Genomic DNA, 13,108 nt, shown 5'->3' with positions numbered 1-13,108 from the left:
GACCTTCAGTCCCACCTCACGCGGCCATCTATCGCAATAACGCCCGCACATCCTGTCCGTTGATACGGCATTCCAGAGAACGGAGCGCACCGCTCTCCTCCACCACGCGACATTCAATATATCTGCCGCGCAAACGGTTCTCCAGCGCTTTGAAGGCATTGAGGCCGCAGGCATAACGGCGGCCGTCCGGGGTGGTGCAGACACGGTTTCTCTCCACCTCCTCCACGCCTGCGAGGCGGAACTCCTCGTTTTTGAAGGTGAAGCGGCTGCTGGAGATAACGCGAAGGCGCTGGTCGGCATGCATCTTCAGCGGGAAGGGATCCGGCGGGGTCGGAACGCGCTCGTATTCCTGCCGGATGGGGTCAACCCGTACGGGCGAGGTGGTCCACAGCTGTTCGGTGTTCGGCGCAAGTCCTGCCGAGGCGGAGGCAGTCTCGCCATTGACGAGCGAGGCAATACGCATGCCGGCTATGGCGACGCCTATGACCAGGACGATCTGAAACAGCAAAATTGCGACCTGCCGGACCATGTCACCGCAACATCAAAAACAATGAACAAAATAAAATCGGCCTGACGTCCCCTTGCGAGAGGCCACGGCCGCCCATCACATCAATAGAAGCTTGCCTGCGCTGATATCCCTGACCGTGCCCATGGCCATGATCGGAAGCCGATCGCTGTCGAGGATCACGCGTCCTGTTGTCCGCAGCCAGCGAAAACCACCAGAGGTGAGCTGGATACGATATTCCTGATCGTAAAACACGCCGTTCGTCAGCGAATTATAGACCGCTTCAGCCACACGCGCCCGGGAGCCGCTTTCGATTTGCGCAATGAAATCCTCTACCGGGATACCGCGGGCGGCCTTTTCCGGGCGAACCTCCCGCAGGCGCGCGGCCACGGCATCCAGATAAACCAGATTTTGCCCAATGTTCCAGGTGTAGTAACCCACAAGTGTCTCTTCGAGAGATATGTTCTTCAACATCGGCCTTCAACAGTCTGAGATGCTTGTGGCGGGTCTCTACCATAATGGACGATAAACGGCTAACCACAAGAATTCATTCTTTTGTCTGATATAGTATCTTTTTTGGCCGGTCGCTTATCGACAGGCCATTTCGGCAGCCATGTTGGCGAAGCGATCTTCCTGTGCCAAAGAAGGTTGACCTTGCCGCCACAGATCACAGGAGCCGCCGTGACCATCGGGCTTGCCCATGCCGAACTCATTGCCGTCGTCACCGCCATTACCGGAGATGAACCGCGCGTGATGACCGTTCGGGCGGGGGCGGCGCTTCCTTCGGGACCCTTCGAATTCGGTCACAGGACGCTTCAAAGCGGCTTGCGGGAATGGATTCACGAGCAGACGCATCATCCCGTCGGTTATCTCGAGCAGCTCTACACCTTCGCCGATCGCGACCGAAACAACGATATTCCGGGCGGCAGAACCATCTCCATCGGCTATCTGGGACTTGTCCGCGAACAGGAGGCGATGGACGGCAAACGTCCTTTCTGGCACGGGTGGTACGATTACTTCCCGTGGGAAGACCATCGCCAAGGACACCCCGCGGTTCTCGCCAGCATCATCGAGAAGCTGCGGGCATGGGCGGATTCCGACCCAACCTGTAAAAGCCAGCGCCACTTGCGGGCCGATTTTACCTTCGGCCTCGACGGCGGCGGCTGGAACGAGGAACTCACCCTTCAGCGCTATGAGCTGCTGTATGAGGCGGGGCTGGTTGAGGAAGCGCAGGCCGAACCCCGGATCAATTTCGGAAGGCCGATGTTCGCCGATCACCGCCGCATCCTCGCCACCGGAATTGCCCGGTTGAGGGCCAAAATCAAATACCGGCCGGTGGTATTCGAACTGATGGCCGATACCTTCACGCTGCTGCAATTGCAGCGCGCCGTCGAGGCGTTGGCCGGGCTGACGCTGCACAAGCAGAATTTTCGACGGCTGATCGAACAGCAGCAACTGGTGGAAGAAACCGGCGACATGGCTACGGAAACCGGCGGACGACCGGCAAAGCTTTTCCGCTTCCGCCAGACCGTCCTCGATGAACGCGCCCTTTCCGGAACGAAACTGCCGCTCTCCCGCAATTGACATATACTCACAATGAGAATATCTCTTCGTTCTAGATATACTCAAAACGAGCATAAATGGGAGAGCATCGTGATCGAGCAGATTTCCGCCGCAAGCCTTTACGACCGCGTCGCCCGCGTCATCCCCAAGGCCGAATGGATGGGTTTCCAGGACGATGTGGAGGCGATCCTTGAGTTGAAGCGCAAGCGTAATGCCGTCATCCTCGCCCATAATTACCAGACACCTGAAATATTCCATGGTGTCGCCGATATCGTCGGCGACAGCCTTGCCCTTGCCCGCAAGGCGATGGAGGTGGAGGCGGATGTCATCGTTCTCGCCGGCGTGCATTTCATGGCCGAGACGGCGAAGCTGCTCAATCCGAGAAAGACCGTGCTCATTCCGGATATGGCTGCCGGCTGTTCGCTTGCCGATTCCATCACGCCGGAGGATATCGCCCTCCTGAGAAAGGCCTATCCCGGCGTGCCTGTTGTGACCTATGTGAACACGTCCGCCGAAGTGAAGGCGGCGTCCGATATCTGCTGCACGTCGGGTAATGCCCGCCAGGTGGTGGAATCGCTCGGCGTGCCGCGCGTCTTGATGCTGCCGGATGAATATCTGGCGAAGAACGTGGCCATGGAAACCAATGTCGAACTGATCGCCTGGCGCGGCCATTGCGAAGTGCACGAGCTTTTCACCGCCGATGACATCAGGGAGCTGCGGGAAAGCCATCCCGGCGTGATCGTACTGGCGCATCCCGAATGTCCGCCTGAGGTTGTCGAGGCCGCGGATTTTTCCGGCTCTACCGCCGTCATGTCCGACTATGTCGGTCGTGAGCGCCCCGCCCGCGTGGTGCTTCTGACGGAGTGCTCGATGAGCGACAATGTCGCCGTGCATCACCCGGACGTCGAATTTATCCGCCCGTGCAATCTCTGCCCGCACATGAAACGCATCACGCTCGGAAATATCCGCACAGCCCTTGAGGAAAACCGCCACGAAGTGACTGTCGATCAGGCCATCGCCGCCGCCGCCCGTCGCGCGGTGGAAAGGATGCTGGAAGTATGAGCGAGCGCTTGCCGCAGCAGGACTGGACGGCCATCGTCGGCAGCGGCATTGCCGGCCTGATGGCGGCGCTGACACTTGCGCCGCAGCCCGTGCTCCTTCTGACACGTGGTGCGCTTGGCGGCGAAACGTCGAGCGCCTGGGCGCAGGGCGGCATTGCCGCAAGCCTCGGTCCCGATGACAGCGTCGCGCTGCATCTTGCCGATACGCTCGCCGCAGGAGACGGTCTCTGCGATGCGGAAATGGCCGCCGATATCGTTTCCGCCGCCCCTGCTGTCATCGAGGCGCTGGAGCAGGCCGGGGTGCGCTTCGACCGGGATGCCGATGGCAGGCCCATCTTCGGGCTGGAGGCCGCCCACAGCCGAAGGCGCATCCTGCACGCCGAGGGCGACGGTTCGGGCGCGGCCATCGTCAGGGCTCTCGCCGCCGCCGTTCTGCGCACACCGTCGATCACGGTTCTTGAAGGCACAGAAGTGCGCCGGCTGCTGACACAGGACGGCGCGATTGCGGGCCTCGCCTGCGCCGGACCGAAAGGCGGCTTCGTTCTGCCGGCAACGCGGGTGGTTCTCGCCACCGGCGGCCTCGGCGGCCTCTACGAGGCCACGACCAATCCTTCCGGCAATTTCGGACAGGGCATCATGCTGGCCGCCCGCGCTGGCGCAATTCTTGCCGACATGGAATTCGTACAGTTCCATCCGACGGCGCTTTCTTCAGCGCGGCGGCCGCTGGCGCTGGTCAGCGAGGCGGTGCGGGGCGAAGGCGCACTTCTCCTCAACGAAAGCGGTGAAAGGTTCATGGCCCCTGTTCCCGGCGCGGAACTCGCCTCCCGCGACGTCGTCGCACGCGCGATAGATCGTGAAATCCTGCGCGGCGGCAGGGTGTTTCTTGACGCCCGCAAGGCCCTTGGCTCCGGCTTTTCCGCCCGGTTTCCTGCAATCGACCTGCTCTGCCGGGAGGCTGGAATAGATCCGGCCCGTGAACTGGTCCCCGTCCGCCCTGCCGTGCACTATCATATGGGCGGCATTGCCACGGACGGCAGAGGCCGAAGTTCGGTGCCGGGCCTGTGGGTCGCCGGCGAGGCCGCCTGCACGGGGCTTCACGGCGCCAACCGGCTGGCCAGCAATTCCCTGCTGGAAGCTGCCGCAATGGGTATGCGTGCGGCGCAGGATATCGCCACCCAGCCCTCGTTCGCACCTCCGAGTACCACCGCTTCTGCAGCCCGCACGGTGAACCATCCTGCCGCCGATCCCGCCACCGTCCGCGCCATTATATCCCGACATCTCGGTATCGTCAGACATGCGGCGGGCCTAACCGAGGCGATCCGGGATTTACTGCCGCTCGTGGAGGGAAAGGGCCCGGCATCCGATCCCGCCCTCGTGGGTCTGGCGATCGCTGTTTTTGCCGCCTTGCGGACGGAATCGCGCGGAGCGCATTTCCGCGATGATTTTCCTGGGAAGGATGCGACGGCGACGAGGCGTCGCCTGAGCATGGCAGAGGTGATTGACCTTGCCCATGCCCTTTCCTCGACCAGCCCCTCCTCTTCCAGCTTCGCACGGACCGCCTGACATGACCCTTGCCCCCCTGCCCCGCCTCATCATCGAACCGCTGGTCCGTAACGCCCTTCTGGAAGACCTGGGCCTTGCTGGCGACGTCACTTCTACCGCCGTCATTCCCGCCGATCACCGGTCGGTCGTCGTCATGGCGGCACGCGAAGAGGGTGTCGTCGCCGGGCTTGATGCTGCGGAACTGGCCTTCCAGCTCGTGGACCCGGCCATCACGATAGAGCGGAACGTGCAGGATGGAGCTTCCGTCGCACCGGGCGACACCGTCGCAACGATCAGGGGGCCTTCACGCGGGCTTTTGACGGCAGAGCGTACGGCTTTGAATTTCCTCGGCCACCTGTCGGGTATCGCCTCCGTCACGGCTAAGATCGTCGCGGCCATCGCCGGGACCAATGCTTCGGTCGCCTGCACCCGCAAGACCACACCAGGCCTCCGGGCACTGGAAAAATACGCCGTGCGCGCCGGCGGCGGCATGAACCACCGTTTTGCACTCTATGACGCTGTTCTCATCAAGGACAACCACATCGCCGTGGCGGGCAGCGTGCGTGACGCGATCCGCCGTGCAAAAAAGGGTGTCGGCCATCTCGTCAAGATAGAAGTCGAGGTGGACACGCTTTCACAGTTGCGCGAGGCGATGGATGAAGGTGTCGATGCGGTTCTTCTCGACAATATGACGCCTGAACAGCTGCGCGAAGCGGTGAAAATCGTCGCCGGTCGTGCCATTACCGAAGCGTCCGGGCGCATCACTCCACAGACGGCTGCGGCCATCGCCGCCACGGGCGTCGACCTCATCTCCATCGGCTGGCTGACCCACAGCGCGCCGGTTCTGGATATCGGACTGGATTTCGAGAGCAAAAATTGAAGCCTGCACGCGGCACGGAACAAATTTTCCGCGCCATCGTTATTATTCCGCCTGGGGTCGATTCAAGGCGGGGGGACGTGCGCACAAAGCGGGTCCATATGCCTTTTGACCTCTCTTAGAAAGGAAAGGCCTGTTATGGAAGACGCACAAGTTGGCTGGATTGCAGCAATCATCATTGGCGGCGTAGCTGGTTGGCTCGCCGAACAGTTCATGAAAAGCAATATGGGTGTTTTCATGAACATTATCCTTGGCATCGTCGGTGCCATCGTCGCCAATTTCCTTCTGGGACTGGTGGGCGTTTCGCTCGGCGGCTGGATTGGCTATCTCATTGCCGGTTTCATCGGCGCCTGCATTCTTATTGCCGTCGGGCGTGCATTTCGCCGCTAAGGGGAGGACAGAATGAGCTTTTTCGACAAGATCAAGAACGCGATTTTCGGCAAGGCGGAAGCCGCCCCACAGACTTCGGCTCCGGCCGGCACGCCGACGGGCACTGCCAGCACAACTGCAGCAGCCCCTGCCGCACCGGCTTCACCTGCACCGACAACGGCGGCACCGGCTTCTACCGGCAACGTCGATGTAGCGTCCATCCTGGATGCGGCGGTCAAGAAAAACGGCCAGAAGCTGGACTGGAAGCACTCCATCGTCGACCTTCTCAAGGCCCTCGACCTCGACAGCAGCCTGACCGCCCGAAAGGAACTCGCCAGCGAACTCGGTTACACCGGCGATACCTCGGATTCGGCGACCATGAACATCTGGCTGCACAAGGCCGTCATCAAGAAACTTTCCGAAAACGGCGGCAAGGTTCCGGCCGAACTTCTGGACTGAACCGATAAACGGAGGCCGCCATGGACGACTATTCCAGCTTGAGGGAGCAGATCGGTCGCGATCTCGACACCCTGCAGGGAACGGAGAACCCGAAATCGATCTTCGAAATCGCCGACGATTACCTTTTGGGAGATCCGGGTCTGAAGCGAACCATCGTCGAAGACATTATCAAGGAAGAAGCGGACAAGCGCGGTATTGCTATCCACTGAAGCAGCGCCTAGCAGGCACCGGCCTTAAAAAAGGGGCGTCATCCGGTTTGGATGCCGCCCCTTTCGTGTCGCGCACATCAAGCCGCTATCTATCCAGCTTGGCTTCGGCCTTTTTCGCGTTTTCTTCCATCAACTCATACCACATCGCATTCATGACGGCGAAGATGGCGGCGAGAGGCAGGCCGAGCAGCCAGGCGAAGTACCACATGTTCGATCTCCTTCTTTCTTGATCAATAAGCATGACCGCTCTCATCGCGGATCGCCTTTTCATCCACCTTGCCCCACAGCACCCGATAGACCCACGAGGTGTAAGCGACGATGATCGGGATGAAGATGAGGGCGACGACCAGCATGATGAACAGCGTCATATGGCTGGAAGACGCGTCCCACACCGTCAGGCTCGATTTCGGATCGACCGAAGACGGAAGGATGAAAGGAAACATCGTGAGGCCCACCGTCGAGATGATGCCGAAGATTGCGAGCGAACTGGCAAGCAGCGCCATCACCTCCCGGCGCAGCGTCAACAACAGCAATGCGACGAGCGGAAAAACAAGGCCGAGGGCCGGCGCCAGCATCATCCATGGATGCGCTGCATAATTGGAGAACCAGACCCCGGTTGCAATCTCCACCGTCTTTGACAAGGGATTGGACGGTCCATCGGTCACGACTTCCGAGGTGAAGCGATAACCATCGATACCAAGCCACAGAAGAACGCCGCCAAGCGCGAAGAGAACGGTGGTGGCAAGTGCGGCGACGGAGCCGAAACTGCGGGCGCGGGCCGCCACCGGACCATCCGTTTTCAGTACCAGCCATGCGGCGCCATGCATGACCAGCATGGCGACGGATACAAGCCCGCAGAGAATGGCGTAGGGGTTCAGAAGTTCAAACAGCGTCGTCCCGTCATAGAAAATCCTGAGATCGTCATTGAGGTGGAAGGGAACACCCTGCAGTACGTTGCCGATCGCCACGCCGAAGATAAGCGAAGGAACGAAGCCGCCGATGAAGAGCGCCCAGTCCCAGCCGGTGCGCCATGCGGTGCTCTCGCGCTTGGACCGATATTTGAAACCGACCGGCCGCAGGATCAGTGCAAACAGGGTGGCGAACATGGCCAGATAGAACCCCGAGAATGACACCGCATATAGCGGCGGCCAGGCCGCGAAGATCGCTCCGCCACCAAGGATGAGCCAGACCTGATTACCCTCCCAGACCGGGCCGATGGAATTGATGACGACACGCCGCTCCACATCCGTTTTCGCCACGAAGGGCAACAGCGCGCCGGTGCCGAGATCGAAACCGCCGGTCACGGCAAAACCGATCAGCACCACGCCAAGCAGCAGCCACCAGATGATGCGGAGGATTTCGTAGTCGATGAGTTGGTGCAATATCATGATCGTTTACTCCGCAGCGACGAGTTTTTCAGGAACGAGCGGCGCTTCCGGCTGATGGTCCGGATCGGGGCCCTTGCGGATCGCTTTCAACATCAGGCCCATCTCGACGATGAACAGCACCGTGTAGATGGCGATGAAGCACAGGAGCGTGATGAGGACAGTGGACGCGCTGAGACTGGAGACGGCGGCTGCGGTCGGCAACACGCCCTCGATGATCCATGGCTGGCGGCCGAACTCGGCCACGACCCAGCCCATTTCCGCCGCGATCCATGGCAGCGGAATGGCGAATACCGCCACCTTCAGCAGCAACGGGTAATGATCCAGCCGGCGGCGGGCCGAAAGATAGAAGAAGGTCGCGGTCAGAAGGATGAAGAACATGCCGAGACCAACCATGATGCGGAACGACCAGAAGAGCGTCGGCACATGCGGGATGGTATCCGCCGCCGCCTTGGCGATCTGCTCTTCGCTCGCCTGACGAGGATCGTCCACGTAGCGTTTCAGCAGCAGGGCGTAACCGAGCTCATGGCCGAGTTCCGCGAAGGTGCCGCGCACCTCTTCCGGCAATTCGGCGCCCTTGCCGGTGGCGCGAATCTGCATCAGGGCATCATAGGCCTTGATGCCGTCGCGGATGCGGGTTTTGGCCTGCTCCACGAGATCGTTGATACCGGGAATTTCCGTATCGAGCGAGCGTGTGCCGATGAGGCCCATGACCCACGGGATCTTCACGGCAAAATGTGTCTCGCGCGATTCCTGATCCGGAAAGCCGATGGCGGTGAACGGGGCCGGCGCAGGCTCCGTCTCCCACATGGCTTCGATAGAGGCGAGCTTCATCTTCTGGTGTTCGGTCGAAAGATAACCACTTTCATCACCCAGCACGACGACGGACAGCGCGGACGCCAGGCCGAATGAGGCAGCAACCGTCATCGAGCGTTTGGCAAGATCGACATGGCGGCCTTTCAGCACATACCAGGCGGAAACGCCGAGCACGAAGATGGATGCCGTGACATAACCGGCGGAAACCGTGTGAACGAACTTCGCCTGCGCCACCGGGTTGAACAGGACTTCAAAGAAGTCAGTTACTTCCATGCGCATGGTCTGGGGATTGAAGGCGGAGCCCGTGGGGTTCTGCATCCAGCCATTGGCGATCAATATCCAAAGCGCTGAGAAATTGGAGCCGAGCGCCACACACCATGTCGCGACGAGATGGCCGAGCTTCGACAGTTTATCCCAGCCGAAAAAGAACAGACCGACGAAGGTGGCTTCCAGGAAGAAGGCCATCATGCCCTCGATCGCCAACGGCGCACCGAAGATATCGCCGACATAATGGCTGTAATAACTCCAGTTCATACCGAACTGGAATTCCATGACGATGCCCGTGGAGACGCCCAGCACGAAATTGATACCGAACAGGGTGCCCCAGAATTTCGTCATCTGCCGCCAGATTGTGCGGCCGGTCATGACATAGACCGTTTCCATGATGGCGATCACCACCGACAGTCCGATCGTCAGGGGAACGAACAGAAAGTGATAGAGAGCCGTCACCGCAAATTGCAGGCGCGACAGCGCCACTATGTCGAGTTCCATGGTCTTATCCACCTTTTCCGGAAGGCCGGCCTTCCATTTGTAAGACGACGCCGGCTCTCAAAAAAATCTCAGTCCGGGCGCAATGTGTTCAGCACTACGCCGTATTCCGGAGTGCCGCTTTGACATTCATCAAATTGACGCCCCTCTTTCAGCACGACGATGCGGTCTGCGAATTCCGCCTCGCGGCGATTATGGGTGATGACCACGACGGTCCTGCCCTCCGCCGAGGCAAACAGGCGGGCAAGCACGTCGCGGGCGGTCTCGCCGTCCAGCCCTTCCGTCACCTCGTCGAGAAGCCAGAGGGGCTTGTCGGTGAGCAGGAAGCGGGCCAGCGCAAGCCGGCGCGACTGGCCGCCGGAAAGCCCCTGTCCCGCTTCGCCAAGCCTCGCCTCAAGCTGTCCCGGCATGGCCTTGACGTATTCGGCAAGGCCGGCCGCCGTGAGGACATCCCACAACTGGCTCTCGGTCGCGGCAGGATTTGCCAGCCTTAGATTGTCGGCGATGCTGTCGCGGAAGAGCTGGCTTCTCTGTGTCATAGGGCTGGACGGCAGCGCGCTGACCGAGCCTGCCGACGGCTGCAATTCGCCCGCCAGCAGCTGGATGAGGCTTGTCTTGCCCGCGCCGCTTGGACCGACGATCGCAAGCCTTTCTCCGGCGCAGATCTCAAGCTCGATACCCGTCAGCACTACGTTGCCTTCACGTTCGAGGCGCACGCCCTGAAGCTTGGCCGCAATGCCGCCAGCCGGCAGGGGCGGACAGTGCAACGCAGCTGCAGGCGCGAGCCGTGGTGCAATCCGGCGTGCGGAAAAAAGCGTTCGTCCCAGTTCCATCGCACCACGGCGCAGCGCCGTGAACGGCTCCAGCGCCGCCAGACAGACCAGCAGGCCAAGCGCCGCGGCGGGCGCACCGAGCTTTTCCTGCTCCGCCAGCCAGGCCACGCCGAGAAGCGTCGCGCTCAAAAGTACCGCCGTTGCAACACCGAAGGAAAACCCGGCATTCGTCTCAATGCGGTTCAAAGCTTCATCACAATCGAGCAGATAATCATCGGCCCGTTTCACCGCCTCGACCTGTGAGGCAAGCCGGCCGGCCACGAGCAGTTCCGCCTGCCCGCCGACAAGATCCGCCGCGCGAGCGCGTAGCGCCTCCAGACCGACCGCCCTGCGGCGCGAGAATTTCTCCGCCCGCACAGCTGCGCGCACCGCAATACCGAGGCCGGAAGCGACAAGAAACAATGCAGCCAGAAGACCGGCAAGCGGATCAATGAAAGCAAGCCCGATGCCGGTTGCGATCGCCGCAAGGGCCGCGACGGCCGCGGGAAGCAGCACACGCAGGTAGAGTGAATCCAGCGCATCGATATCCGCTGTCAGCCGGTTCAAAAGGCGCGCCGGCCTAGCCTGGAGATTTTTCGCCGCCTGCGGCGCGGCAAAACCGCGAAACAGCTTTTCCCGAAGTGCCGCGAGGATGGAAAGCGTGGCCTCGTGGGTCGTCATGCGCTCACCATACCGCGCGGCGGTGCGGGCCAGCGCAAGAAGGCGAATGGCGGCTGAAGGTGCAAAAACGTCGAAAGCATAAGCTGTCGCCGGAAGCAGGCCGGCAATGGCGGTGGCCGTGATAAACCAGCCGGATATGCCAAGCAGACCGATGCCTGCCAGCACTGTGGTCGCCGCCAGAACCGCACCGGCCAGCAACATGCCGCTCCGTGCCGACCAGAAGAGGGCGATAACGGGTTTCAATATGGCGAAGCGCGACATCATGAGGGATCTCCCGATCTCACCGCCGCCATATCCACGACCCTGTCCATGCGCGCGGCCAGCACCGGATCGTGGGTCGCGACGATCAACGTCCTTCCCTTTGCCAGTTGCAGCAGGTTTTCCGTAACGAGTTCGGCCGTCTCGCGGTCGAGATGCGCTGTCGGCTCATCGGCCAGAATGAGCCGTGCGGCGGGGTCGGCGAAGGCACGGGCAATGGCGAGCCGCACCGCTTCACCGCCGGAAATGCCATGGCCGCCATCTCCCACCGGCAGATGCCCGCGGGAAGACGACAATTGATCGAGGCCGGTGCTTTCGAGCGCCATTTTAACCCTGCTCCGCGTGATGCCGGCCCGGCCGAAGCGAATGTTCGCCTCCAGCGAGCCGGCTGTGAAAAACGGCTTCTGGCCAATCCACCCGATGGATTTGCGCAGTATGTCCGCCGTCTCATCGTCGAGTACGGTGCCGCCGATTTTTATCGTGCCGCCCTGGGCCTTGGCGAGCCCGGCAATAACGGAGAGCACCGTGGATTTGCCGCAACCGGAGGGTCCGAGAAGTGCCACTGTTTCACCCGCCCGGACATTGAAATCGAAATTTCGAAGCACGGGCGATGCACCGGGATAGGCGAAGGTCAGGTCATGCATATCCACGGTTGCCGGCGTCGCAACTGTCACGTCCGGCGCGTCCTTGCCCGTGCCTGCAATAGCCGCCCCACCCTTCGCCAGATTGTTGAGCGCGCCGAGCGCAGCCTCGCCGGCCGCCCGGTCGTGCCAGACGGCGGACAGTTCCCGCAGAGGCTCGAAAAATGCCGGCGCGAGAAGCAAGATGAAAAGACCTTCGGCAAGCGTCAGTTTCTGACCCCACGCGCCGAAATCGAGAAAGCCGAGCAGATGGAAACCGATGTAAACGGCCGTCATGGCGACGCCGAGCGCCGCGAAAAGCTCAAGCACTGCCGATGAGAGAAAGGCGATCCTGAGCACCGCCATCGTTCTCTTCTTGAGATTCTGCGCATCGGCGCTCAGGCGTGTGGCCGTTAGATCGACCGCTTCCAGCGCCCGAATCGTTTCCAGCCCGCGCAGCCGGTCGAGCAGGAAGGCGTTCATATTGCCGGCCTCAACAAGCTGCTTTTCACTGGCGGCCTTGGCCTGCCAGCCAATCAAAGCCATGAACAGCGGAATGGTCGGCATGGCAAGCAAAAGCACCAGCGCCGCGATCCAGCTGAACGGAAGGATGACGAGGGCATATGCCACGGGAACGATCGTTGCCTTCATCCTTGCCGGCTGAAAACGGGAAAGATAGGGCACCAGTGCTTCCGACGTTTCGGCGACGACAGCTGCCACCTCACCGGAAGCCGTTCGCGAGAGGTCGAGCGGGGAGACCCTGGCCAAGGCGTGGAGCGCTTCCAGCCGCCGCTGCGAAAGAGCCGCCCGCGCCATACGGAACGACATGCGCGCTGCGGTTTTTTCCAGAAGGGCCTTGAGGATACCGAGAAGAAAAATGGCGGCAGCCGGCGGCATGAGCGCCATCATTGGCGCACCATCAGCAATTTTTCCGACGGAAAAGGCAAGCAGACCCGCCTGTGGCAACCAGAACAGCGAAACGAGAGCATGCAGCAGGGAAGCCGACCTTGCCGCCCCCGGTGCGTGCATTTTTTGCGGGGTGGGCGCTTTATCGGCGAGGGGCTTGCCGCCAGGAATGGAAAAGACCCGCCGCGCACCGAGCGACAGTGCAACCGGCGCGGAACAGCCGTCATCGCGGCTGACGGCCAAGGGAGGGGTCTGGGCTGACATGGTCATGATCGCC

At 61.3% G+C, this 13,108-nt stretch carries 14 protein-coding genes; 7 read left to right on the top strand and 7 right to left on the bottom strand.

Annotated elements, in window-relative coordinates; all coding sequences use genetic code 11:
* Window positions 1-28: 28 nt before the first annotated feature.
* Together K7A42_RS09330 and K7A42_RS09325 are read right to left on the bottom strand one after the other, a co-directional pair.
* Window positions 29-529: a thermonuclease family protein gene (locus K7A42_RS09330; RefSeq protein WP_112555384.1), complete on the bottom strand. Its 501-nt coding sequence runs from the start codon at window positions 527-529 to the stop codon at window positions 29-31.
* A gap of 75 nt (window positions 530-604) precedes the next feature.
* Window positions 605-979, bottom strand: coding sequence for a PAS domain-containing protein (locus tag K7A42_RS09325; protein ID WP_006698082.1), 375 nt, complete (start codon window positions 977-979; stop codon window positions 605-607).
* A gap of 207 nt (window positions 980-1,186) precedes the next feature.
* On the opposite strand from K7A42_RS09325, the gene K7A42_RS09320 reads away from it, so the two are divergent.
* The 7 genes from K7A42_RS09320 (at window position 1,187) to K7A42_RS09290 (ending at window position 6,585) form a co-directional block, all read left to right on the top strand.
* Window positions 1,187-2,089 carry an NUDIX hydrolase gene (locus K7A42_RS09320; RefSeq protein ID WP_112555437.1) on the top strand — a complete coding sequence of 301 codons (903 nt, stop codon included), beginning with the start codon at window positions 1,187-1,189 and terminating at the stop codon, window positions 2,087-2,089.
* A gap of 69 nt (window positions 2,090-2,158) precedes the next feature.
* Window positions 2,159-3,130 (top strand): quinolinate synthase NadA, encoded by a 972-nt coding sequence (nadA, locus tag K7A42_RS09315; protein WP_162719225.1) that lies wholly within the window; start codon window positions 2,159-2,161, stop codon window positions 3,128-3,130.
* The gene (locus K7A42_RS09310; RefSeq protein WP_112555380.1) at window positions 3,127-4,692 is read left to right on the top strand and encodes an L-aspartate oxidase; all 1,566 of its coding nucleotides are present in this window, start codon (window positions 3,127-3,129) and stop codon (window positions 4,690-4,692) included. The genes nadA and K7A42_RS09310 overlap by 4 nt, the downstream gene beginning before the upstream one ends.
* A gap of 1 nt (window position 4,693) precedes the next feature.
* Window positions 4,694-5,551, top strand: coding sequence for a carboxylating nicotinate-nucleotide diphosphorylase (gene nadC, locus K7A42_RS09305; protein WP_044459454.1), 858 nt, complete (start codon window positions 4,694-4,696; stop codon window positions 5,549-5,551).
* A gap of 135 nt (window positions 5,552-5,686) precedes the next feature.
* Window positions 5,687-5,938 (top strand): GlsB/YeaQ/YmgE family stress response membrane protein, encoded by a 252-nt coding sequence (locus K7A42_RS09300; protein WP_004437812.1) that lies wholly within the window; start codon window positions 5,687-5,689, stop codon window positions 5,936-5,938.
* 12 nt (window positions 5,939-5,950) lie between these two features.
* The gene (locus K7A42_RS09295) at window positions 5,951-6,376 is read left to right on the top strand and encodes a DUF3597 domain-containing protein (protein WP_004437809.1); all 426 of its coding nucleotides are present in this window, start codon (window positions 5,951-5,953) and stop codon (window positions 6,374-6,376) included.
* 20 nt (window positions 6,377-6,396) lie between these two features.
* On the top strand, window positions 6,397-6,585 hold the full coding sequence (locus K7A42_RS09290; protein WP_004437805.1) for a hypothetical protein: 189 nt from the start codon (window positions 6,397-6,399) through the stop codon (window positions 6,583-6,585).
* 85 nt (window positions 6,586-6,670) lie between these two features.
* Here the strand turns inward: K7A42_RS09290 and cydX are convergent, their stop codons facing one another.
* The 5 genes from cydX to cydD all read right to left on the bottom strand — a co-directional run bounded on the left by cydX (window position 6,671) and on the right by cydD (window position 13,095).
* A complete protein-coding gene (gene cydX, locus K7A42_RS09285; protein ID WP_006698088.1) occupies window positions 6,671-6,793 on the bottom strand; it encodes a cytochrome bd-I oxidase subunit CydX in 123 nt (40 codons plus the stop codon).
* A gap of 22 nt (window positions 6,794-6,815) precedes the next feature.
* The gene (cydB, locus tag K7A42_RS09280) at window positions 6,816-7,973 is read right to left on the bottom strand and encodes a cytochrome d ubiquinol oxidase subunit II (RefSeq protein WP_035207590.1); all 1,158 of its coding nucleotides are present in this window, start codon (window positions 7,971-7,973) and stop codon (window positions 6,816-6,818) included.
* A 6-nt stretch (window positions 7,974-7,979) separates the two neighbouring features.
* A complete protein-coding gene (locus K7A42_RS09275) occupies window positions 7,980-9,557 on the bottom strand; it encodes a cytochrome ubiquinol oxidase subunit I (protein ID WP_006698090.1) in 1,578 nt (525 codons plus the stop codon).
* 68 nt (window positions 9,558-9,625) lie between these two features.
* Complete coding sequence (locus K7A42_RS09270; RefSeq protein ID WP_112555378.1) at window positions 9,626-11,311, bottom strand: amino acid ABC transporter ATP-binding/permease protein; 1,686 nt, start codon at window positions 11,309-11,311, stop codon at window positions 9,626-9,628.
* Window positions 11,308-13,095, bottom strand: coding sequence for a thiol reductant ABC exporter subunit CydD (gene cydD / locus K7A42_RS09265; RefSeq protein ID WP_416220901.1), 1,788 nt, complete (start codon window positions 13,093-13,095; stop codon window positions 11,308-11,310). Before cydD ends, K7A42_RS09270 begins: the two co-directional genes overlap by 4 nt.
* Between the last annotated feature and the right edge of the window lie 13 nt (window positions 13,096-13,108).

It is taken from the genome of Agrobacterium sp. InxBP2, assembly GCF_026191755.1.
In the GTDB taxonomy this organism is placed as follows: Bacteria; Pseudomonadota; Alphaproteobacteria; order Rhizobiales; family Rhizobiaceae; genus Agrobacterium; species Agrobacterium pusense.
The sequence above is the reverse complement of the archived record's forward strand: the minus strand, read 5'-3'. Positions and strand labels throughout refer to the sequence as shown.